The 22,435-nt window shown below is 59.8% G+C and carries 23 protein-coding genes and 1 other RNA gene; 11 read left to right on the top strand and 13 right to left on the bottom strand.

Going from position 1 to position 22,435, the window contains the following annotated elements:
- Positions 1-25 precede the first annotated feature (25 nt).
- The 3 genes from AC1MEA_RS08450 to AC1MEA_RS08440 form a co-directional block, all read right to left on the bottom strand.
- Positions 26-214: a hypothetical protein gene (locus tag AC1MEA_RS08450; protein ID WP_257604406.1), complete on the bottom strand. Its 189-nt coding sequence runs from the start codon at positions 212-214 to the stop codon at positions 26-28.
- Between the two features lie 153 nt (positions 215-367).
- Positions 368-754 carry a hypothetical protein gene (locus AC1MEA_RS08445; RefSeq protein ID WP_480917374.1) on the bottom strand — a complete coding sequence of 129 codons (387 nt, stop codon included), beginning with the start codon at positions 752-754 and terminating at the stop codon, positions 368-370.
- Positions 751-978, bottom strand: a complete 228-nt coding sequence (locus AC1MEA_RS08440; RefSeq protein WP_219062943.1) for a hypothetical protein — start codon at positions 976-978, stop codon at positions 751-753. Before AC1MEA_RS08440 ends, AC1MEA_RS08445 begins: the two co-directional genes overlap by 4 nt.
- Before the next feature lie 326 nt (positions 979-1,304).
- Between AC1MEA_RS08440 and AC1MEA_RS08435 the strand changes: the two genes are divergently transcribed.
- From AC1MEA_RS08435 to AC1MEA_RS08425, 3 genes are all read left to right on the top strand, one after another.
- Positions 1,305-2,225, top strand: a complete 921-nt coding sequence (locus tag AC1MEA_RS08435; RefSeq protein ID WP_219062944.1) for an SPFH domain-containing protein — start codon at positions 1,305-1,307, stop codon at positions 2,223-2,225.
- A 13-nt stretch (positions 2,226-2,238) separates the two neighbouring features.
- Positions 2,239-2,688 carry an NfeD family protein gene (locus tag AC1MEA_RS08430; protein ID WP_449634336.1) on the top strand — a complete coding sequence of 150 codons (450 nt, stop codon included), beginning with the start codon at positions 2,239-2,241 and terminating at the stop codon, positions 2,686-2,688.
- Positions 2,689-2,759: 71 nt separating this feature from the next.
- The gene (locus AC1MEA_RS08425; RefSeq protein WP_219062945.1) at positions 2,760-3,080 is read left to right on the top strand and encodes a DUF2388 domain-containing protein; all 321 of its coding nucleotides are present in this window, start codon (positions 2,760-2,762) and stop codon (positions 3,078-3,080) included.
- A gap of 65 nt (positions 3,081-3,145) precedes the next feature.
- On the opposite strand, the gene gcvP is transcribed toward AC1MEA_RS08425, so the two are convergent.
- The 9 genes from gcvP to AC1MEA_RS08380 all read right to left on the bottom strand — a co-directional run bounded on the left by gcvP (position 3,146) and on the right by AC1MEA_RS08380 (position 15,047).
- Positions 3,146-6,019 (bottom strand): aminomethyl-transferring glycine dehydrogenase, encoded by a 2,874-nt coding sequence (gene gcvP, locus AC1MEA_RS08420; RefSeq protein ID WP_480917371.1) that lies wholly within the window; start codon positions 6,017-6,019, stop codon positions 3,146-3,148.
- Between the two features lie 125 nt (positions 6,020-6,144).
- Positions 6,145-6,528, bottom strand: a complete 384-nt coding sequence (gene gcvH / locus AC1MEA_RS08415; protein WP_480917370.1) for a glycine cleavage system protein GcvH — start codon at positions 6,526-6,528, stop codon at positions 6,145-6,147.
- Between the two features lie 46 nt (positions 6,529-6,574).
- Entirely contained in the window at positions 6,575-7,657 is a 1,083-nt protein-coding gene (gcvT, locus tag AC1MEA_RS08410; RefSeq protein WP_480917368.1) for a glycine cleavage system aminomethyltransferase GcvT, read from the bottom strand.
- A gap of 155 nt (positions 7,658-7,812) precedes the next feature.
- Positions 7,813-9,429 carry an ABC transporter permease gene (locus tag AC1MEA_RS08405; protein ID WP_480917366.1) on the bottom strand — a complete coding sequence of 539 codons (1,617 nt, stop codon included), beginning with the start codon at positions 9,427-9,429 and terminating at the stop codon, positions 7,813-7,815.
- 82 nt (positions 9,430-9,511) lie between these two features.
- A complete protein-coding gene (locus AC1MEA_RS08400; RefSeq protein WP_449634319.1) occupies positions 9,512-10,513 on the bottom strand; it encodes an extracellular solute-binding protein in 1,002 nt (333 codons plus the stop codon).
- A 103-nt stretch (positions 10,514-10,616) separates the two neighbouring features.
- Positions 10,617-11,837: a 2-octaprenyl-3-methyl-6-methoxy-1,4-benzoquinol hydroxylase gene (locus AC1MEA_RS08395; RefSeq protein WP_480917364.1), complete on the bottom strand. Its 1,221-nt coding sequence runs from the start codon at positions 11,835-11,837 to the stop codon at positions 10,617-10,619.
- 52 nt (positions 11,838-11,889) lie between these two features.
- The gene (ubiH, locus tag AC1MEA_RS08390) at positions 11,890-13,077 is read right to left on the bottom strand and encodes a 2-octaprenyl-6-methoxyphenyl hydroxylase (protein ID WP_480917362.1); all 1,188 of its coding nucleotides are present in this window, start codon (positions 13,075-13,077) and stop codon (positions 11,890-11,892) included.
- Positions 13,074-14,408: a Xaa-Pro aminopeptidase gene (gene pepP / locus AC1MEA_RS08385; protein ID WP_480917361.1), complete on the bottom strand. Its 1,335-nt coding sequence runs from the start codon at positions 14,406-14,408 to the stop codon at positions 13,074-13,076. The genes ubiH and pepP overlap by 4 nt, the downstream gene beginning before the upstream one ends.
- An 84-nt stretch (positions 14,409-14,492) precedes the next feature.
- The gene (locus AC1MEA_RS08380) at positions 14,493-15,047 is read right to left on the bottom strand and encodes a YecA/YgfB family protein (RefSeq protein ID WP_219062960.1); all 555 of its coding nucleotides are present in this window, start codon (positions 15,045-15,047) and stop codon (positions 14,493-14,495) included.
- A 180-nt stretch (positions 15,048-15,227) separates the two neighbouring features.
- On the opposite strand from AC1MEA_RS08380, the gene AC1MEA_RS08375 reads away from it, so the two are divergent.
- The 4 genes from AC1MEA_RS08375 to AC1MEA_RS08360 all read left to right on the top strand — a co-directional run bounded on the left by AC1MEA_RS08375 (position 15,228) and on the right by AC1MEA_RS08360 (position 16,647).
- Complete coding sequence (locus AC1MEA_RS08375; protein ID WP_322182934.1) at positions 15,228-15,437, top strand: TIGR02449 family protein; 210 nt, start codon at positions 15,228-15,230, stop codon at positions 15,435-15,437.
- Positions 15,434-15,751 carry a cell division protein ZapA gene (locus AC1MEA_RS08370; RefSeq protein ID WP_219062964.1) on the top strand — a complete coding sequence of 106 codons (318 nt, stop codon included), beginning with the start codon at positions 15,434-15,436 and terminating at the stop codon, positions 15,749-15,751. The genes AC1MEA_RS08375 and AC1MEA_RS08370 overlap by 4 nt, the downstream gene beginning before the upstream one ends.
- Positions 15,752-15,783: 32 nt before the next feature.
- Positions 15,784-15,962, top strand: a non-coding RNA gene (ssrS, locus tag AC1MEA_RS08365) — 6S RNA.
- 88 nt (positions 15,963-16,050) lie between these two features.
- Entirely contained in the window at positions 16,051-16,647 is a 597-nt protein-coding gene (locus AC1MEA_RS08360; protein WP_219062966.1) for a 5-formyltetrahydrofolate cyclo-ligase, read from the top strand.
- A 35-nt stretch (positions 16,648-16,682) separates the two neighbouring features.
- Here AC1MEA_RS08360 and AC1MEA_RS08355 read toward each other — a convergent pair whose 3' ends face one another.
- Positions 16,683-16,835 carry a hypothetical protein gene (locus AC1MEA_RS08355; RefSeq protein WP_219062968.1) on the bottom strand — a complete coding sequence of 51 codons (153 nt, stop codon included), beginning with the start codon at positions 16,833-16,835 and terminating at the stop codon, positions 16,683-16,685.
- A 194-nt stretch (positions 16,836-17,029) separates the two neighbouring features.
- Here AC1MEA_RS08355 and AC1MEA_RS08350 point away from each other — a divergent pair, with 194 nt between their 5' ends.
- The 4 genes from AC1MEA_RS08350 (at position 17,030) to AC1MEA_RS08335 (ending at position 22,427) form a co-directional block, all read left to right on the top strand.
- Positions 17,030-17,479, top strand: a complete 450-nt coding sequence (locus tag AC1MEA_RS08350) for an EVE domain-containing protein (protein ID WP_480917359.1) — start codon at positions 17,030-17,032, stop codon at positions 17,477-17,479.
- A gap of 141 nt (positions 17,480-17,620) precedes the next feature.
- Positions 17,621-18,586, top strand: a complete 966-nt coding sequence (locus tag AC1MEA_RS08345; protein WP_449634313.1) for an HlyD family secretion protein — start codon at positions 17,621-17,623, stop codon at positions 18,584-18,586.
- Entirely contained in the window at positions 18,583-21,309 is a 2,727-nt protein-coding gene (gene rbbA / locus AC1MEA_RS08340) for a ribosome-associated ATPase/putative transporter RbbA (RefSeq protein ID WP_480917357.1), read from the top strand. The genes AC1MEA_RS08345 and rbbA overlap by 4 nt, the downstream gene beginning before the upstream one ends.
- A complete protein-coding gene (locus tag AC1MEA_RS08335; protein ID WP_480917355.1) occupies positions 21,309-22,427 on the top strand; it encodes an ABC transporter permease in 1,119 nt (372 codons plus the stop codon). Before rbbA ends, AC1MEA_RS08335 begins: the two co-directional genes overlap by 1 nt.
- Positions 22,428-22,435: the final 8 nt, after the last annotated feature.

Below are 22,435 nucleotides of genomic sequence, written 5' to 3'. Positions count from 1 at the left end.
ACGGCGGCTTTGATATGGCGCCGTGTTAAAGCTTGTCCCAAATAGCGACCTTGAACCACGCAGGTATCTGCGCTGCATGCAGTTCCAGCTCTTTGCCGTCAGTGACTTCCGCCAGCCAGGTACTTTCGTGACTGGAGTTATCGAAAATGTAAGCGCGATCACTGTATCGAATGGCATCCATCAGCAAGTCCAGCGAGCGGGCGTAACGGCTCACGATCTTATCTTCCGGTACGGGATGCCCACCGAGACGAACCCTGTTCTGGACACGAGAAATGTTGATCATCGGATCGTCTGTGGCAACGAAATAGAGGTAGGTCCGAAAGCCTAGCTTCTGCGCTTTTTGTAGCAAAGACACTTTGTCGGGCGACTACATGACGGTCTCGAAGGTAAACGACGTACCGCTCTCCAGTAGCTTGTGCCGCATGAAGTCAGCAACCACTGATGCGTAATAAGAGTTGACCGAGACTTCAGCAAAGCCCAAAACACCATCGCCGAAGTCCAAATGCTGTGCCTCATCCAGCAGGCCAGCTTTGGCTAACAATGTGGACCTCTTGAAAAAGCTCGATACCTCCTCGGCGGAGGTAGCAACCCCATACGTCTGAAAATCCAGCGCGCCGCACTCGCGGATGCTTTTTTCGATATCGTCAGGATTGATATAGACACCAAGCAACTCAGGGCTGATCACCGACTTGATGGTGCTTTTGCCTGAACCATTCGGTCCCGCAAACATTCGTAAACGAGGTATTGCAGTCATTTCAAGCGACGCTTTTCGCCGAGCGTGACAGTGGTCGGCGCCGCGATACTTTTTACTTTTTTCTGGCTGCCATCAGGGGACGTCTCATAGATTGCGCCATCACGACTTTCCAGTACGCTGTTACCCGAAGCCAGTGCCTGCCAGAACGCCTGAGTAACTGCCGAGGCGGCCATTTCAGGGATATGCGACTCCAAATAGCGCAGGGTTTTTTCTTGTTTAATCATGCTCAGCTCCTCTTCAGAGACTCAAAATAGCCGATGCACCCCAGCTATTGCCACCTATCGTAATACGAAACCGTAACACGATAGGTGATTGACGCTTAGCAGCGCCCGCTACTGTGCCTCGCATCAACGAATGGGTTTTCGCCTCGAACTCTACGGCATGCTGGGCCGCAGTGAGGGGCTTAAGAACGTATTTGCACACCTCGGCACATCTTGAACAAATCTATTCTGAGTTATATCGCCATCACCCTCGTATTTCTGCCTAAATGGGCCGTCCATCACCAGACAATCAACAACCAGACACCTCATAACCAAAACAGGGAACCGTTATGCAAATCGGTAGTGTGCTTTTACTTTTCGTCGGGCTGGCGATTGCCATTGTGTTCATGGGTTTCAAGGTCGTGCCGCAAGGTTATCAATGGACGGTGGAACGCTTTGGCCGTTACACCAATACCCTGAAACCGGGCCTCAATATCATCGTGCCGGTGATGGACCGTATCGGGCGCAAGATCAATGTGATGGAAAGCGTGCTGGATATTCCGCCGCAGGAAGTCATCACCGCTGACAACGCCACGGTGCAGATTGATGCGGTGTGCTTCTTTCAGGTGGTCAACACCGCGCAGGCCGCATATGAGGTGAACAACCTCGAGCACGCCATCCGCAACCTGCTGCAAACCAATATTCGTACGGTGCTCGGCTCCATGGAGCTGGATGCCATGCTTAGTCAGCGCGACGGCATCAATGAAAAGCTGCTGCGCACTGTCGATGAAGCGACCGCCCCGTGGGGGATCAAAATCACCCGGATCGAGATCAAGGACATCAGCCCGCCCGCCGATCTGATGGCCGCAATGTCCGGGCAGATGAAAGCGGAGCGGATCAAGCGCGCGCAGATTCTGGAAGCTGAAGGCCTTCGGGCATCGGCGATTCTCACCGCTGAAGGCAAGAAGCAGGCACAGATCCTCGAAGCCGAAGGCGGTCGTCAGGCAGCGTTTCTTGAATCCGAGGCGCGGGAGCGTCAAGCCGAAGCAGAAGCACGGGCCACCCAAGTGGTGTCCGAGGCGATTGCCAATGGCAACGTGCAGGCGATCAACTATTTTGTCGCACAGAAATACATCGATGCACTGGGCAAACTCGCGTCGGCCAACAACAGCAAAGTGATCTTGATGCCACTTGAAGCCAGTCAGGTGATTGGTGCCGTGGGCGGTATCGGCGAGATCGTCAAAGCTACCTTCGACACTAAAAAGGGCTGAGGCGCGACCCATGATCTGGGACTACCTGCAACACCTGTCGTTCTGGGATTGGCTGGGGCTGGGCACGGTGCTGCTGATTCTTGAAGTGTTCGGCGCGGGTGGCTATTTGTTGTGGATCGGCGTCGCGGCGGCAGGCGTCGGGGTTATCAGCTTTTTGATCCCCGCGTTGCCATGGACCCTGCAATTTCTGTTGTTCGGCCTGCTTTCGGTCCTGACAGCGTTGTATTGGTGGCGGCGTCAACGCAGCGTGGCTCGCCCTTCGGATCAACCGGGTCTGAACATGCGCGGGCAAGAACTGATCGGGCACACGTTTGTGGTCCAGAGTGCGATTGTCGGCGGACGCGGAAAGATCAAGGTGAATGATGGCGTGTGGATGGTGATCGGCCCCGACTTGCCGGTGGGCAGTCAGGTGCGGGTAGTCAGTCAGGAAGGCGCTATTTTGAAAGTGGAAGCCATATCCTGAGTCAGGTACGGAACTCCGACGAGGCTTCGGCAATCCAATCTTTCAGAACAACCACGTCGGAGTCACCCATCATGCGTTTAAAGCTTGCAGTATTTACATTGGCTTTGCTTTCACTTCCTGTCGGGTCAGCAATGGCCGACGGCCTCTTGCGAGACGTGCTTTCATCAGGCGCCACCACGGCTTCCACGTACCTGACTTTCAGACATGACCGTAAGCTGATCGTTGCCGCTCAGGATGATGCGGGCAGCTTCGTCGCCACCGAAGGTGGTATCCGCGGGCCTTTCCTGGAAGCTGCCATGGAACAGGTACGTACTGATAACCCAGGGCTCAAAGCCACGGACATGGAACTGGCCAACGCGATTCTGACAAAGAATCTGGTTGCCGCAGAATGATTCATGACTGACCGCTAGCGCACATTGAATGCCGCTCATCGAGCGGCATTTTTTATGGCCGCTGCTTAGCGATATTCATCCACCGGCACGCAGGCGCAGAACAGGTTCCGGTCGCCGTAAACGTTGTCTACCCGGTTCACCGCAGGCCAATATTTGTGCAGCCGCGTATGCAGAGTGGGCGTTACGGCCTGGGCGATGCTGTACGGGCGTTCCCAGACGCCGGTGATGTCAGCCAGCGTGTGCGGTGCGCCCTTCAACGGATTGTTTTCGCCAGGCCAAATGCCGTTTTGCACTTCGGTGATTTCCGCGCGAATACTGAGCATCGCCTCGATAAAGCGATCCAGTTCTGCCTTGGACTCACTTTCAGTGGGCTCGATCATCAGGGTGCCGGGGACAGGGAACGACATGGTCGGCGCGTGAAAACCATAATCCATCAGACGCTTGGCCACGTCCTCTTCGCTGATCCCCGTTTGCGCCTTGATCGGACGCAAATCAATGATGCACTCGTGCGCGACGCGGTCATTACGGCCGCTGTAGAGCAGCGGGAACGCGCCCCCCAATTGCTGCGCCAGATAGTTCGCGCTGAGGATCGCCACTTCACTGGCATCCGCCAATTGCGGGCCCATCATCGCGATGTACATCCAGCTGATCGGCAAAATACTTGCGCTGCCCCAAGGCGCGGCGCTGACAGCCGTGTTCTGCGGGTTAGGCCCTTCCAGCGGGACCACCGGGTGGTTGGCCACAAACGGCGCCAAATGGGCGCGCACGCCAATCGGCCCCATGCCTGGACCGCCACCGCCATGCGGGATACAGAACGTTTTGTGCAGGTTCATGTGCGACACATCAGCACCGATGTCCGCTGGCCGGGCCAGCCCGACCTGAGCGTTGAGGTTGGCGCCATCCATGTACACCTGGCCGCCATGGCTGTGAATAATCTCGCAGATATCGCGAATGCCTTCTTCATACACGCCATGGGTAGAGGGATAGGTGACCATCAGGCACGACAACGTGTCCCCCGCTTCTTGCGCCTTGGCTTTCAAGTCAGCAAGGTCAACGTTGCCCGCCTTGTCGCACTCAACGATCACCACGTGCATGCCGGCCATCTGCGCCGACGCCGGGTTGGTGCCGTGAGCCGACGAAGGGATAAGGCAAATCTCGCGCTTACCCTCATGACGGCTCAGGTGGTATTTGTGGATCGCCAGCAGCCCGGCATATTCGCCTTGCGCGCCGGAGTTGGGTTGCATGCAAACAGCGTCGAAACCGGTGATCGCGCACAGCCAGGCCTCAAGTTCGTCGATCATGGCGGTGTAACCGAGCGCCTGTTCACGCGGAACGAAAGGATGCAGATTGGCGAACTCGGGCCAGGTAATAGGGATCATTTCGCTGGTGGCGTTGAGTTTCATGGTGCACGAACCGAGGGGAATCATTGACTGGTCCAGCGCCAGGTCCTTGTTCTCCAGCTGCTTGAGGTAACGCAGCATCTCGGTTTCGCTGTGGTGCGAGCTGAACACTGGATGGGTCAGGTACGCAGAGGTGCGCAGCAATGCGCCGGGAATGCCTGATTCCAGGATTTCTGCGTCCAGTTCGGCGATATTCAGCCCATGGTCGGCACCCAAAAAAACATCGAACAGGCGCTCTACGGTCGCCTCGCTGCAACGTTCATCCAGACTCAGCCCCAGCTTGCCGTCTCCAAGAATGCGCAGGTTGATCTGTGCATCCCTGGCGCTGTCGAGGATCGCGCTCTGGCTGCCGCCGACATCCAGAGTCAAGGTGTCGAAGAACCGCCTGTTGACCCGCTGCAGCCCTTTACGCGCAAAACCCGCAGCCAGAATGGTCGTCAGCCGATGAACCCGCTGGGCGATGCGCTTGAGCCCTTCAGGCCCGTGATACACGGCATAGAAGCTGGCGATATTGGCCAGCAAGACTTGCGCGGTACAGATGTTGGAGTTGGCCTTCTCGCGGCGGATATGCTGTTCGCGGGTTTGCAGGGCCATGCGCAAAGCAACGTTGCCGCGCGCGTCTTTGGACACACCGATGATCCGCCCCGGCATTGCACGTTTGAACTCATCGCGACAGGCAAAATAGGCCGCGTGCGGGCCGCCATAGCCCATCGGTACGCCAAAACGTTGCGACGAACCAAACACCACGTCGGCGCCCATTTCTCCCGGCGGGGTCAGCAGCAACAGGCTAAGCAGGTCAGCCGACACGCAGGCCAGTGCTTGCTGGACATGCAGCTGCTCAATCAACGGGCGCAGGTCGCGAATCTCTCCGTGGGTATCCGGGTATTGCAGCAGCGCACCAAAGACCTTGTGCCTGGCGAGGTTGTCCACCGAATCGATGATCAGTTCGAAGCCGAAACCTTGCGCGCGCGTCTGAACCACGGAAATAGTTTGCGGGTGGCAGTTCTCGTCGACAAAAAACAGGTTGCTTCTGGACTTGGCGACACGCTTGGCCAGGGCCATGGCCTCGGCGGCAGCGGTGGCTTCGTCGAGCAAGGAGGCGTTGGCCAGCTCCAGCCCCGTCAGGTCGATGGTCAGTTGCTGAAAATTCAACAACGCTTCAAGGCGGCCTTGAGCGATCTCGGGCTGATAAGGCGTGTAGGCGGTGTACCAGCCAGGGTTTTCCAGCACGTTGCGCACAATCACGGTCGGCGTGAGGGTACCGTGGTAGCCCATGCCGATCAGGCTGGTCCACACCTGATTCTGCTCGGCGTAGCCTTTGAGCTTGGCCAGCGCGGCGTCCTCGTCGAGCGCGGCAGGCAACTCCAGCGCCCGATTGAGGCGGATGGCCGGCGGCACAGTCTGCTCGATCAATTCCGTTCGGCTGGTCACGCCGAGCGTTTCGAGCATAGCCTGCTGCTCCCTGGCATCCGGGCCGAGGTGGCGCCGCAGGAAGACATTCGGGTCTTGCAACTGGCTCAAGGACGGCAACTGGGACATGACGGCGCTCTCTTATAAGACAAAGCCTCGACAGGTCGAGGCTTATTGAGTCTAGGAAGAGATTGCCATTTGTGTAGAGAAACTCTCTACACACTGTTCACGCGGCCCTTCTTTTCGCTAAATCGTTACTCGCCAATCGCGCTTTTATAAGCCGCTGCGTCCAGCAGTTTTTCCAGCTCAGCGGTGTTGCCTGGCTTGACCTTGAAGATCCACGCCCCGTACGGGTCGCTGTTCAACAGCTCCGGGGCGCCACCCAGGCCTTCGTTGGTCGCAATCACTTCACCCGACACCGGCGAGTAAATATCCGACGCTGCTTTAACCGACTCGACCACGCCAGCTGTATCGCCAGCGGCAAACACTTTGCCGATTTCAGGCAGTTCGACGTACACCACGTCACCCAGTGCTTCCTGAGCGTGGTCGGAGATACCAACGGTCACCGTGCCGTCAGCTTCAAGGCGAGCCCATTCGTGGCTTTCGGCAAAACGCAGATCAGCGGGGATATTGCTCATATAGTCATCCTCTACATCAGGTCAGCGGAAAAACCGCCAGAGAAAGTTAGATCAAGGCTTTGCCATGACGTACGAAATTAGGTTGTACCACGCGAACCGGATACCACTTGCCGCGGATTTCTACCTCGGCCCGATCAGCGGTCGCCATTGGCACACGCGCCAAGGCAATCGATTTGCTTAGCGTAGGCGAGAAACTACCACTGGTGATCTCTCCTTCGCCAACTTCTGCGATTCGGACGACCTGATGCGCGCGCAAAACCCCGCGCTCCTCCAGCACCAGCCCGACCAGCTTGAGCTTCACGCCCGTCGCTCGCTCTTTTTCAATCGCGGTGCGGCCGATGAAATCACGCTCGGCAGGCTCCCAGGCAATGGTCCAGGCCATGTTGGCCGCCAACGGCGATACGCTCTCGTCTATATCCTGGCCGTAAAGGTTCATGCCGGCCTCCAGGCGCAACGTATCGCGCGCGCCCAGGCCGATAGGCGAGATACCCGCGCCGACCAGATCGTTGAAAAAGCCAGGGGCTTGAGCCGCGGGCAGAATGATTTCCAGGCCGTCTTCACCGGTGTAACCGGTGCGGGCGATGAACCAGTCGCCTTCGCTACGCCCTTCGAAGGGCTGCAGATGCTGGATCAATGCACCGCGTGCGCTGGTCACCAGCTCGGCGATTTTGTGCCGCGCGTGGGGGCCTTGAATCGCCAGCATCGCAAGGTCGCTACGCTCGACCAACTGGACCTCGAAGCCCGCCAGATTCGCGCGCATCCAGGCAAGATCCTTGGCGCCAGTCGCCGCATTTACCACCAGACGATAACCGCTGTCGGTGAGATAGACGAGCATGTCGTCGATCACACCACCCTCGGTGTTGAGCATTGCGCTATACAGCGCTCGGCCAGGCTCAAGCAGGCGACCGACGTCATTCGCCAGTAAATACTGGAGCCAGGCCTTGGCCTGACTGCCGGCTATGTCGATGACGGTCATATGAGAAACATCGAAAACCCCACAGTCGCGGCGCACTTGATGGTGCTCCTCGACTTGTGAGCCATAATGCAACGGCATATCCCAACCACCAAAATCGACCATCTTCGCGCCAAGTGCGACGTGCAGGTCAAAGAGGGGCGTACGCTGTCCCATGGGTTTCTCCTTCCGGGCGTGGCGAAGGTGCGGAGAGGCGCGACACCGGGTAAAGCCTCTAAAACAGAGGCTTCCAGCAGGTTTCAACGACCCGACGAGTCTGACGGACCGCACCGATTGCGGCGCATTGTATCCGTATGGGGATAGACCCGCACCTAGCCGATCTGACGGGCTGAACGCCGGATCAAACCGATAACAGGTAGCAACCCCACCAGAATCAGGGTCAACGCGGGCAACGCGGCTCTCGCCCACTCGCCCTCACTGGTCATCTCAAAGATTCGCACCGCCAGGGTGTCCCATCCAAATGGACGCATCAGCAAGGTTGCCGGCATCTCTTTCAATACATCGACGAAGACCAGCAGTGCCGCGCTCAAGGCGCCGGGCACCAGTAAGGGCAGGTAAACCTTGAAGAACAGCCGTGGGCCGCTGACCCCCAGGCTGCGCGCGGCCTCTGGAAGCGAAGGCCGGATGCGCGCCAGGCTATTTTCCAGCGGCCCGTAGGCCACCGCGATGAACCGCACCAGATACGCCAGCAGCAACGCCGCCAGACTGCCCAGCAGCAACGGCTTGCCAGCACCGCCGAGCAAGGTCGACAAGGGGATGACCAGCTCGCGATCCAGATAGCTGAACGCCAGCATGATCGACACGGCCAACACCGAACCCGGCAGCGCATAACCCAGATTGGCCAGGCTCACACCAGAACGGATCGCCCGGGTTGGCGCCAAACGGCGAGCGAAGGCCAGGATCAGCGCCACGCTGACAGTGATCAGTGCCGCCATGCTGCCCAGATACAGCGTATGCAGGATCAGCCCGGTGTAGCGCTCATCGAGATCGAATCGGCCGCGCTGCCAGACCCACACGATCAATTGCAGCAGCGGAATCACAAACGCGCAGACAAATACCAGACTGCACCAGACACTGGCGGCCAGCGCTTTCAAGCCGCGTAGGTGGTACAGCGCCTTGACCCGTGGCCGCTCATTGCTCGGGCGGCTTGCGCCACGGGCACGGCGCTCGCCATACAGCACGACCATCACGGCCAGCAGCAACAGGCTGGCCAATTGCGCCGCGCTGGAGAGGCTGAAGAAGCCGTACCAGGTTTTGTAGATGGCAGTGGTAAAGGTGTCAAAGTTGAACACGGCCACGGCACCGAAGTCCGCCAGCGTCTCCATCAGCGCCAACGCCACGCCGGCGCCTATCGCGGGCCTCGCCATGGGCAGCGCCACCCGCCAGAACGCCTGCCAGGGCGATTGGCCGAGGACTCGCGCCGCTTCCATCAAGCCCTTGCCCTGCGCAAGGAACGCTGTGCGCGCCAACAGATACACATACGGGTAGAACACCAACACCAGGACGATGATCACCCCGCCGGTGGACCGCACGCGCGGCAGGCGCAGGCCGCTGCCAAACACCTCGCGCAGCAGGGTTTGCACCGGCCCGGCGAAATCCAGCAGGCCGACGAAGACGAACGCCAGCACATAGGCCGGAATCGCAAATGGCAACATCAATGCCCAATCCAGCCAGCGACGGCCGGGAAACTCGCACAAGCTGGTGAGCCACGCGAGGCTGACACCGAGCACGGTCACCCCGATACCGACGCCCACGATGAGCTGCAAGGTGTTGCCCAGCAGGCGTGGCATCTGGGTTTCCCACAAATGCGCCCAGATTTGCTGATCGATGGTTTGCCAGGACAGCAGCAACACACTCACCGGCAACAGCACCAGCGCCGCGATGGCAAAGACCAGCGGGTACCAACGGCGTTGTGCGGAATGGGCCACGGCGGGTTCTCAAAAAAGGGGAAAGACCAAGAGTGCCATCGCGGACAAACGCGCTCCAGGCGACAGGGTATGCCCGGCTAACTCAATTCCAGCCAGCGCGATCCATCATGCGGATGGCTTCAGCCTGACGCTTGCCTGCCACTTCGACGGGGATAGTATCTGCCTTGAAGGCGCCCCAGCTGGCGACTTCTGCCGATGGCGCAACGGCTGGGTTAGCAGGGAACTCCTGATTGATGTCCGCAAAGATTTTCTGCGCTTGCGGCTTGGTCATCCACTCGACCAATGCCTTGGCCGCGTCAGGATGCGGTGCATGTTGGGTCAAGCCGACGCCCGAAAGATTGACGTGAACGCCACGGTCCAACTGATTGGGCCAGAACAGCTCGACCGCCAGCTTCGGGTTCTGCTTGTGCAGACGGCCATAGTAGTAAGTGTTGACGATGCCGACATCACACTGCCCGGCGTTGATCGCTTCCAGCACGGCAATGTCATCGGAGAACACGTCGGTCGACAGGTTATTGACCCAACCCTTGAGAATTTTTTCGGACTGCTCGGCACCGTGAGTTTCGATCAGGGTCGCTGTCAGCGATTGGTTGTAGACCTTCTTCGCCGTACGCAGGCACAGGCGCCCTTCCCAGTTCTTGTCCGCCAGCGCTTCGTAGGTGGTCAAGTCAGCCGGTTTGACCCGCTCGGTGGAGTAGGCGATGGTCCGCGCGCGCAGGCTCAGCCCGGTCCAGCTGTGGGTGGAAGAACGATATTGCTTGGGGATGTTGGCGTCGATCACGGGGGAGGTAAACGGCTGGAGAATGCCCATTTGCTCGGCTTGCCACAGGTTGCCGGCGTCGACCGTGAGCAGCAGGTCCGCCGTGGCGTTCTCGCCCTCGGCCTTGATCCGTTGCATCAGCGGCGCTTCCTTGTCCGTGATGAATTTGATCTTGACCCCGGTTTCAGCGGTGTAAGCGTCGAATACCGGTTTGATCAGCTCATCGATACGCGATGAGTACACCACTACCTCATCGGCGGCCTGGGCGGCGCTGCCGAGCACTGTCAGTGTCAAGGCAGTCAGAAGACGCTTGCTTACCTGCATGGGAGTGGTCTCGTGTTAGAAAATTGAGTCGAAATGGTAGTGAATCCCATTTGCCTTCTCAACCAAACTAACAGCGGAGCCGTTACCAGATGTTGCGCCGCCCCTACAACCGGGCCAGTTCAGGCAGGTCACCGGACAATCCCAACGCCTGACGCACGAACATTGCTTTGGCTTCCGGCAGGTTATCGACCCACTTCAGGCCGGTGTTGCGCAACCAGCGCAAGGGCAGCGGATCGGCCTGAAACAGGCGTTCCAGGCCTTCCATTGCCGCCATCAACGCCAGGTTGTGTGGCATGCGCCGGCGCTCAAAACGGCTGAGCACGCGAACATCGGCCAAGCGTTCGCCCCGAGTGGCGGCATGCAGCAACACTTCGGCCAACACTGCGGCATCCAGGAAGCCCAGATTGACCCCCTGCCCGGCCAGCGGGTGAATGGTGTGCGCTGCATCGCCAATCAATGCCAGGCCTTCGGCCACGTAGCGCTTGGCGTGCCGCTGACGCAATGGCACGCACAACCGCGGGTCAGCGCTGAGCACGGTGCCGAGACGGCCTTCGAAGGCTTTTTCCAGGTCACGACAGAACTCATCGTCGCCCAGCGCCATCAAGCGTTGCGCTTCAGTCGGGGTCACCGACCAGACAATCGAGCACCAATGCTCGCCTTCACGCTCCAGCGGCAGGAACGCCAACGGCCCCTCCTCGGTAAAGCGCTGCCAGGCGGTGTGCTGATGCGAGTCAGCGGTGCGCACGCTGGTGACGATGGCGTGGTGCAGGTAGTCCCACTCCCGGGTCGCGCACCCGGTGAGGCGGCGTACCGCCGAGTTGGCGCCATCAGCAGCGATCACCAGCGGCGCACGCAACGTACGACCGTCGGCCAGCGTCAGCAACCAATCGTCCCCGGAGCGGCGCATCTGTTCGAGGCGCGCGTTGGCCAGCAGCCCGATATCACTGTCATGCAGGCGCTCAAGCAGAGCCTCTTGAATCACGCGGTTCTCGACGATATGCCCCAGCACGTCGGCGTGCACGCTGGCCGCCGAGAAGTGAACCTGCCCGGTGCCGCTGCCGTCCCACACCTGCATTTCGCGATACGGGCTGGCGCGGCGTGCGGCGATGCCGTCCCACACGTTCAAACGATCAAGAATGCGCTGGCTCGCCGCAGACAAGGCACTGACCCTCGGCTCGAACGCTGACTGCGGATCGAAGGGCTTGACGCTCAGCGGACCGCCATCGAGCACCAGAATTTCCAGGCCACTGTCCTGTAACGCCAGCGCAAGTGCGCTACCGACCATTCCAGCCCCGACAATCAGCAGATCTGCGCGCGTTTCCATGCTTTAAATCGTTCTCGCTTGTGGCGTAAGCCGTGTTTTAAGAATCCGCGCGTCACACATCGGATCGAGTTCCCAAGCCCATGGCCTGACGGGCAAACCAGCGTTTGGCGGGCGGCAACAGATCCAGCCCCAGCAGACCCAGATTACGTCCAGCGCCGACCAAGGGCTGGGAGCTGCCGAACAGTCGCGTGACCTGATCGGAGAAGCCCACGGTCAATTGCTGATCCAGTCGCTGACGCTCGCGATAGGCCTGCAACGTGGCGAAATCACCCGGCATGCTTTTGCTTGCCAGCAGCGCCTCGGCCAACGCATCGGCGTCGCGCAACGACAGGTTGAAACCCTGGCCCGCAATCGGGTGCAGGCTGTGGGCGGCGTTGCCCAGCACCGCCAGATGCGGCCGCACTTGCTCTTCGGCCTCGACCAGCGTCAGCGGATAAATATGCCGCGCCCCGACCTGACGCAAAGCGCCCAGGCGATAACCGAACACGCCCTGCAGTTCACTGAGAAAACTACGATCATCCAGACTGGCCAAGCGCTGCGCATCCATCCCCGCACGGGTCCAGACCAGCGCACAGCGGTTTTCCGGCAACGGCAGCAGCGCCATCGGGCCTTCTTCGGTGAAGCGTTCGAAAGCCTGGCCGCAATGGGCTTCGCTCGGGGTGATGTTGGCGATCAGCGCGCTCTGGTTGTAAGGGCGCTGCCGGACGCCAATGCCTAATTGCTCGCGCAGGCCCGAGCGGCCGCCATCGGCAAGAATCGCCAGGTCGCACTCCAGCTCGGTTTCATCATCCAGGGTCAGCCGGTAACCATCCGTCAACGGCTGCATGCGCTTGACCTCGGCCGGGCAGCGCCAACTGATCACGTCTTTGTCCAGGCCTTGCCACAGGCATTGGCCCAGCCAGGCGTTCTCCACGACGTAACCGAGTGCCGGAACACCTTCTTCGATCGCCGACAGGCGTGCTGCACCGAAACGCCCACGGTCGGACACCTGGATCTGCAGGATTGGCTCGGCGCGGCGGCTGATCTGCTGCCACACGCCCAGACGCTCGTAGATTCGCCGGGCGCCAAACGACAGCGCTGACGAACGTGCGTCGTAGCTCGGCTGATACGCATCACCCGGAGCAAAGGGCTCGATCAGGACGATCTTCCAGCCACGTGCCTTGGCGCCCGCCTGAAGGGCCAGCGCCAGACTGGCACCGACCAGGCCGCCGCCCACAATGGCAAGATTGACCCGGCTCATGCTGCCTGGACACGTGCAGCGGCCATCAAGGCCTCGATCTCGGCGACGGTTTTTGGCACGCCACCCGAAAGAATTTCACAACCGTGTTTAGTCACCACAACGTCATCCTCGATCCGTACACCAATCCCACGCCATTTCTTCGCGACGGTCTGATTATCCGGGGCGATATAAATCCCGGGCTCCACGGTCAGCGTCATGCCGACTTCCAGCACACGCCATTCGCCGCCGACTTTGTATTCGCCGACATCGTGCACGTCCATGCCCAGCCAATGACCGGCGCGGTGCATGTAAAACGCTTTATAGGCCTCGTTGACGATCAAATCGCCAACGTCGCCCACCAGCAGCCCCAGCTCGACCAACCCGGCAGTAATGACCTGCACCGTGGCTTCATGCGCCTGGTTCCAGTGCTTGTCTGGACCGATGGCAGCAAATGCGGCGTTCTGGGCTTTAAGCACCAACTCGTAGATCGCTTTTTGCTCAGGCGAAAATTTACCGCTGACCGGGAACGTCCGCGTGATGTCGCTGGCGTAGCAGTCGATCTCACAGGCCGCGTCGATCAACACCAGATCCCCGTCCTTGAGCACTGCATCGTTTTCCTGATAGTGCAGGATGCAGGCATTGCGGCCCGAGGCGACGATGGAGCCATAGGCCGGCATCTTCGCCCCTCCCTTGCGGAACTCGTAATCCAGTTCGGCTTCCAGACTGAACTCATGCAAGCCGGCACGGCTGGCCTGCATCGCGCGGACATGGGCCCGAGCGGAGATCTCGGCAGCGCAGCGCATGACTTTGATTTCTGCCGCTGATTTATACAGACGCATGTCGTGCAGCAGATGATCCAGCGCAACAAATTCGTTCGGCGGCTGCGCACCCAGATGCGCTTTGGAACGGATCACATTGATCCAGTCCATCAAATGACGATCGAATTCAGGGTTGCTGCCCATGGCCGAATACACCCGGTCACGCCCTTCGATCAGGCCCGGCAGGATGTCGTCGATATCATTGATCGGGAACGCGTCGTCGGCACCGAAATCACGCATCGCGCCTTCCTGTCCGGCACGCAGACCGTCCCACAGCTCGCGCGTGGGGTTGCGTTCACGGCAGAACAGCACGTACTCGCCGTACTCACGCCCGGGGATCAGCACAACCACGGCTTCCGGTTCCGGGAAGCCGCTGAGGTACTGGAAGTCGCTGTCCTGACGGTAGACATGCTCGACGTCGCGATTGCGGATAACCACCGCAGAGGCTGGCAAAATGGCGATGCTGTTGGGCACCATCTGCGCCATCAGGGCTTTACGTCGACGGGCGTATTCCGACTTCGGGATATGGATCATAAGGCAGGTGAGGTCCCCTTTTGGGCGCCGCCGGCGATGCGCCTGGATCACAGGCTCAACGCCGGGAGCGCCAATGATGAGTAATCAATGCAAAGAAGGTTTCGGCTCAGGCACGGCGGGCTTGTTGCATTCGGTGAACAGTAGCAAGGGGGCGACGCGCAGGTACTCCATCACTTCCATGTAGTCGGTCTCGCCGTCTTCGGAGTCTTCCAGCGCGTCCTGCACTTGAGCGACAGCGGCCAGGTCCTGCAACACTTCCATGGCTTCGGTGCTGATCTCATTGTCGCGAGCCGTCAGCCCGAAGCCAGCGAGGAAGCCCTGGCACCATTCGCCCAGCGCGATGGCGCGTTCGCCAAGCGGCGCGTCATCGCTGGGGAGCAAGAGCACAACCGTCATGTCGTCACTGGTGAGTTCACCCTTGACCATGTCCTGTAACCCGATCAATGCCTGACGTACGTTATCTTCAGGCGCGGCGCCCAGTACTTCGGTCGCGTCGACCATCCAGCCGTCGACATCGAAGCCGGCACCGGCACAACTGCGGCCCAGAAGAAAGCCGTGCAACTCGGCCGGAGACACGGAATGACCGCTGCTGTTGAGCAGGGTGGCAAAAGCTTTGTACGGGGAATTCTGAATAGGCATGGGTAACTAGGCGCCAAGCGGCGCAATGTCTAGAATGGAGGTCTTGTATCCTAGGGCGTGCGGTCATTTATTTCCAGCGATTGCACCCGCAGACTCGCCAAGACTGTCGAGGCCGCTGTTTTTAGCGTGTCAAAACGCCAGCTGCTGCGCCATTCATCAGAAAGTATTCAGTGGGACACAATGGAAGACACCGATTTGCAAGCGCTGATGGCTCGACTGGAGTTGCTGATTAAGCGTGTCGAGCAACTTAAAAGCCAAAATGGACTCTTAGTAGCTCAGGAAAAAACCTGGCGCGAGGAACGCGCTCACCTCATTGAGAAAAACGAAATCGCCCGCCACAAGGTTGAATCGATGATTTCGCGCCTCAAAGCCCTGGAGCAAGACTCATGAGTTCAAATAACAGCGTTACCGTTCAGATCCTCGACAAAGAATACTCGATCATCTGCCCTCAGGAAGAGCGCACCAATCTGGTCAGCGCGGCGCGTTATCTGGACGGCAAAATGCGCGAAATCCGCAGCAGCGGCAAAGTCATCGGGGCCGACCGCATTGCCGTGATGGCGGCACTGAACATCACTCATGACTTGCTGCACAAGCAGGCAGTGCCTGACGTTCAAGCCAGCGGCTCGACCCGCGAGCAAGTGCGCGATCTGCTGGAAAGGGTTGATCTAGTGCTGGCCACCGATCCGGAACCCAGCCAAAAGTGATTCTTGCGTAACGTTTCGGGTATACTTGCGACCGCTCCCTGGAGTGCTTGCCAGTCGGTCATGTCCCTGAGCCGATACGCACAACCACGGGGGTTGCACGTTGGGGACGGTGTGCATGTCCGCTTGACGGAAAGCCTTAAGTCCTCCTGCAATCTCCACCTTGAACTTTCGGGTTCAAGGGCTACACCGACAGCGGTTCGTCGGGGAGTCTTTTATTTCTGTCCATTGCCTGTCTTGCTGCCTGGCAATGGTCATCACGAGTACGCCGCCGTGCCGTACTCGCTTCTGGATCAGCGCAGATGACCAATCCCGCGCCTCTTTCGCGCCAGCAGTTGCGCACTCAGTTGCGCAAGGCCCGTCGCGCCTTGAACCCCAGCCAGCAACGCCAGGCCGCTCGCGGCTTATACCGGCAGTTGGCGCAACATCCTCTGTTTCGCCGTGCCAGACACATCGCCCTGTATCTTCCCAATGATGGTGAAATCGATCCGCGCCTGATATTGCGTGCGGCTCAACGGCGCGGCAAGAAAACCTATCTGCCCGTGCTCAGCGCCTGGCCGCGAACCAAGATGGTTTTCCAGCAAGTGCGCCACGGCGAAAAATTCAGGCCCAATCGCTTCCGCATCCCGGAACCCCACATCAATGCGGCAAAGCAGCGCACGATCTGGGCACTGGATTTGATTTTTTTGCCACTGGTGGGCTTTGATGATGCAGGCGGGCGGCTGGGCATGGGCGGCGGTTTTTACGACCGCAGCCTGGCCTATCAAGCGCGCAGAAAGGCTTGGCAGAAACCCGTGTTGCTTGGGCTCGCACATGAATGCCAGAAGGTGGAGCGATTGGCGCAAGCCAGTTGGGATGTGCCGCTACAAGGCACCGTGACGGATAAGCGCTGGTATTGAATGACTAAGCCGGCTCACGCCAGGCATGGGGGCAATCAGTGTCGCTGCAATGGTTTTTGCTGCTGTTGCACGATTTCAACCGGAGCATCAGCGTTGTTTGCCCACAGGCTTTGCGCGTAACCCGTAGTCACCACACCCAAACCGAACAAGAAAGCCAATACCCACAGTACATCCGGTTTGCGTTTCATCGACTGCCCCCCCTTAGGCAAATCAATACGATGTCCGCTACGGTTTTTATAGGCCGTGCAACAGCGCGATGCTTAAAATCCCGGGCATTCTCCGACAACGCGAACCGACACGCAAATGATGGCGTCAACCGACCGTCGGTTAGTCATGAAATTGCTGAACAATGTGTCCATCACCCGATTCAGGAGCACACCCTATGGCCCACTGGCTGATGAAGTCCGAGCCGGAAGAACTGTCGATCAACGACCTCCAGCGTCTGGGCGAGACCCGCTGGGACGGGGTGAGGAATTACCAGGCGCGGAACTTCCTGAGGGCCATGGCGCCGGGTGATACGTTCTTTTTCTATCATTCCAGCTGTGCGGAGCCGGGTATCGTCGGCATAGGACGCATTGTCGACGCTGCCTACCCGGACCCCACTGCGCTGGACCCGGGCGGCGCTTATTTCGACGCAAAATCCAGCGCCGCCAATAATCGCTGGAGCGCCGTGAATGTCGGCTTCGTCGAAGCGTTTCCGAAGGTCCTGAAAATAGGTTACCTGAAGCAGCAGAGCGCGCTGGAACAGATGCCGCTGGTGCAAAAAGGCACCCGGCTCTCGGTCATGCCGGTGACGCCTGATGAGTGGAACGCGATCCTGGCGTTGCGCTGATCAAGCAGAACCCGGCAGTCACGACCAAGCCACATGCAGCCCACGCCTAAACGGCGTACGCTTTGCCGACTGTTTGACTGACATCAAGGGAGCAAGCCCGTGGTCTGTCAGAATTGGATGTACTAAGCGCAGGAAGCACACATGCCCACGAATCGCCGCCGCTCCAGTCTTTTTGCTGTCGCCCTGATCGTATTGTTGGTCGCTGCCGGGGGCTTTGGTTACTGGAAATCTACTCATGATCGCCTGGCCGAAGGGCTGTACATGGGTAATGGTCGGCTGGAAGCCACCGAAGTACAGATCGCCAGCAAGATCCCGGGGCGTCTGGCCGAAGTCCGCGTGGATGAAGGCGACAAGGTGATCAAGGGCCAACTCCTGGCGCGCATGGACACTCGCACCCTGGAAGCACAGCGTGCCCAGGCCGAAGCCGAAGTGCTGCGTGCGCGGGAAAACTACGCCGCCGCCCAGGCCAATGTGCAATTTCGCCAAAGCGAACAACTGCTGGCCAACCAGGAACTCAAGCGCGCCCAAACCATGTTCGAGCGCGGGTACGCCAGCCGCCAGCAGATTGACCAATTGCAAGCAAAGCTCGACACCTCCAACGCAGCCGTCGTCTCCGCCCGTGCTCAAGTCGGCGCAGTGGGCGCCGCCATCGGTGCCGCTCAGGCACAAGTTGCACAACTGACCAGCGAGATTGACGACAGCAGTTTGCGCGCGCCTCTGGACGGCATCATCCAGCTACGTCTGGCCGAGCCGGGTGAAGTATTGGCCGCAGGCGGACGGGTGTTGCTGCTGATCGACCCCAATGATCGATACATGAATCTGTACCTGCCGACCTCGGTCACCGGCAAGCTGACCGTCGGCGACGATGCGCGCATCCTGCTCGACGCACTGCCCCTCCAACCCTTGCCGGCGCGCATCAGTTTTGTCGCGGACAAGTCGCAATTCACCCCCAAAGAAGTTGAAACCAGGGATGAGCGACAAAAACTGGTGTTTCGGGTCAAGTTGCGCCTGACCGACGTCAGCGCCATCCCTCAAGCCAAGTCGGGCATGCCAGGTGCGGGTTACGTACGCACCGCCACAGTGGATTGGCCGGCTAATCTGCAATGAGCGATATGGCGCTGCAAGCCAAGGGTGTCAGCCACCGTTATGGCAAACGGCAAGCCCTGAGCGACATCAGCTTTAGCCTGCCCAGCGGCACCCGGTGCGGGCTGATCGGCCCCGATGGTGCGGGCAAGTCCAGCCTGCTGGCGTTGATTGCAGGGGTGAAAAAGCTTCAGGAAGGCGATTTGCAAGTGCTCGGCGGCTCAATCGAGAAACGCAGCCATCGCAGCAGCCTCTACCCGCGCATTGCGTTTATGCCCCAGGGTTTGGGCAACAACTTGTACCCCGAGCTGTCCATCCGGGAGAACATTCGCTTCTTTGCCACGCTGTTCGGCCTGTCCCGGGCCGAGAGCGATCAACGCATGCTCAACCTGCTGGCCGCGACGGACCTGACGAGTTTCGCTGACCGCCCGGCAGGCAAGCTGTCCGGCGGCATGAAACAGAAGCTGGGGCTGTGTTGCGCGCTGATCCATGAACCCGACCTGCTGATCCTCGACGAACCCACCACTGGCGTTGACCCGTTGTCGCGTCGGCATTTCTGGGAGCTGGTCGAGCAGGTACGCAGTCAACGGCCGCAACTGACCCTGCTGGTGGCCACCGCCTACATGGAAGAGGCCGAGCAGTTCGAGCAGTGCCTGATGCTGGATCGCGGAAAGTTGATCGCCCAGGGTTTGAGCAGCGAGCTGGCGGGCGCCACGCCAAGCGGCAAACTCGACGAGGCGTTCACTCACTTCCAGAGCGACAAGCGCCGCAACAGCGAGCCGCTGGTGATTACACCGCGCGAGGGCGACAACAGCGAAATCGCCATTGAGGCCCACGAGCTGACATTGCGTTTCGGCGACTTTACCGCCGTGGACAAGGTCAGCTTTGCCATCGGCCGAGGTGAGATCTTCGGCTTCCTTGGCTCCAACGGTTGCGGCAAAACCACGACCATGAAGGTCCTCACCGGCTTGATCCCGGCCAGCGAAGGCAGCGCCACGCTGCTGGGCAAGGCCGTGGACGCCAAGGATCTGGAGACGCGCAAGCAGGTCGGCTTCATGTCGCAGAGCTTCTCGCTGTATGGCGAACTCAGCGTGCAGCAGAACCTGGAGCTGCATGCGCGGCTGTTCGATTTACCCAAAGACCAAAGCCACGAACGGATCGCCGAGCTGATCCAGCGCTTCGACCTTGGTGATGTTGCCACGCAGCAGTCCGGCGACTTGCCTCTGGGCTTGCGTCAGCGTCTGTCATTGGCCGTTGCCGTGCTGCACCGCCCGCAAGTGTTGATCCTCGATGAGCCCACCTCGGGCGTTGACCCGGCCGCCCGGGATGACTTCTGGCGCTTGCTGATCGAACTGTCCCGCGAGCAAGGGGTGACGATCTTTCTTTCCACCCACTTCATGAACGAAGCCCAGCGCTGCGACCGCATCTCGTTGATGCACGCCGGCAAGGTCCTGGCCTGCGACACACCCGCCGCGCTGCAGAAGCAGTTCGGCGGTGAAACGCTGGAAGCCGCATTTGTCACCTGCCTGGAGCAAGCTCAGGGCAATACCGAAAAAGCACCGTCCGACAGTGAAACCATCCAAGGGGTTGAACCCACGGCGCCCAAGGCGACGAAACGGGGTTTCACCTTCGCGCGACTGATCGCCGTGGCCAGTCGTGAAGGCAAAGAGTTGCTGCGCGACAAGGTTCGCCTCGGGTTTGCGCTACTGGGCGCGATGTTCATGATGGTGATCTTCGGCTACGGCATTTCCCTGGATGTGGAGAACCTGGCCTTCGCGGTGTACGACCAGGACCAGACGCCGCAAAGTCGCGCCTACCTGGAAGCGTTCCGCAGCTCCCGGTATTTCGACGAACGTACGCCCATTACCGATTCGGTCCAGTTGCACAAACGCCTGCAACGCTCGGAGATAAAACTGGCACTGGAAATCCCGCCCGGCTTTGGCCGTGACCTGTACGCCGGGCGGCAACCCGCCGTCGCCGCATGGCTCGATGGCGGCATGCCGTTTCGCGCCGAAACCAGCCGCAACTATGTGGAGCAGGTGCATCAGGACAACATGGTGCAAATGGCAGCACTGAGCAGTCGACCTCAAAGCCCCGGTGCCGCCGCGAAGCTGGAAACGCGCTTTCGCTACAACCAGGATGTGGTCAGCGTGAACGCTATCGGGCCCGGTGTCATGGCGCTGATCCTGGCGTTTATCCCGGCAATGCTCACCGCGCTGGGCATCGTCCGCGAAAAGGAACTGGGCTCGATCACCAACTTCTACGCCACACCCCTGACCCGCCTGGAGTTCCTGCTGGGCAAACAGGTGCCCTATCTAGTGGTCAGCCTGATCAACCTGGCCCTGCTGGTGGCGATGAACCTGTGGCTGTTCGGCGTACCGTTCAAGGGCAGCGGTCTGACCCTGGCATTCGGCGGATTGCTGTACGTGCTGGCGACCACCAGCCTCGGCCTGCTCATCTCGGCGTTCACCCGCACGCAAATTGCCGCGATCCTCGGCACCATGATTCTGACCAGCCTGCCGACCATTCAGTTTTCCGGGCTGATCGTGCCGCGCTCATCCCTGGACGGTGCCGCAGCGGTCTCGGGCATGTTGTTCCCCGCGGGGTACTTCCTCGACATCGCCGTAGGCACCTTTACCAAAGCGCTGGACCTGCGTGAACTCTGGCCGCAGTGCCTGGCGCTGTTCGGGTTCTTTGTGGCCTTCACCGGGCTGAGCCTGGCCATGTTGAAAAAGCAGGAGGCCTGATGAACAAACTTGCACACATCTGGCGCCTGGGCCTCAAGGAACTCACCAGCCTCAGGCACGACAGCGTATTGCTGCTGTTTCTGCTGTACGCCTTTACCGTGGCGATTTACATGCCAGCCGCCGGTTCCGTGATCGGCGTCCACAATGCCAGCGTGGCGATCGTCGACGAAGACCACAGCCATGTGTCCCGACAACTCAGCGAGGCGCTGCTGCCACCAGAATTCCAGGTTCCGATGCCGTTGGCCTACAACCGACTGGATCAGACCATGGACAGCGGTCAGTACACCTTCGTCATCAACGTGCCGGCCAACTTTCAGGCCGATCTCCTGGCCGGTCGTCAGCCCACCGTGCAGGTCAACGTCGATGCCACTGCCATGAGCCAGGCGTTCATGGGCGCCGGCTACATTGCACGGATCTTCCAGCGGGTGCTGCTTGAGTACAGCGGTCAGGACGCTGCAGCCAGTAACGTGCCCGCGACCATGACCACCCGGGCGCTGTTCAACTCGAACCTGGAGGGCGGCTGGTTTCTGGCGGTGATTCAGATCGTCAACAACATCACCATTCTGGCGATCATCCTGACCGGCACCGCGCTGCTGCGCGAACGCGAGCACGGAACCCTCGATCACTTGCTGGTATTGCCGCTGACCGCGCTGGAAATCATGCTGGCGAAAATCGGCAGCAACGCACTGGTTGTGGTGGTGTGCACGTGGCTGTCACTGGAGGTGATCGTCAAGGGCGCGCTGGGCGTGCCGCTGGCCGGGTCCATGGGGCTGTTCCTGATGGTCACGGCGTTTTATCTGTTCGCCAGTACCGCACTGGGGATATTCCTCGCCACTCTCGCCCGCTCGACACCGCAGTTCGGTTTGCTGGCGATCCCGGTGATTATCCCCATGCTCCTGCTTTCAGGCGGCAGCACCCCGCTGGACAGCATGCCGCAGTGGCTGCAATGGGTCATGCAGATCTCGCCTTCCACGCATTTCGTCAGCCTCAGCGCCGCGATTCTGTTCCGCGACGCCGGGCTTGCCGTGGTCTGGCCGGATCTATTGGCGCTGATCGCCATCGGCTTGCTGTTCTTCGTGATCGCGCTGATGCGCTTTCGCAAAAGCCTGGCCTCGTAGAGGCCAGA

The sequence above is a fragment of the Pseudomonas sp. ASL8 genome (genome assembly GCF_056680355.1).
Note: the sequence above shows the minus strand (reverse complement) of the source record. Positions and strands in the feature narration are given on the sequence as shown.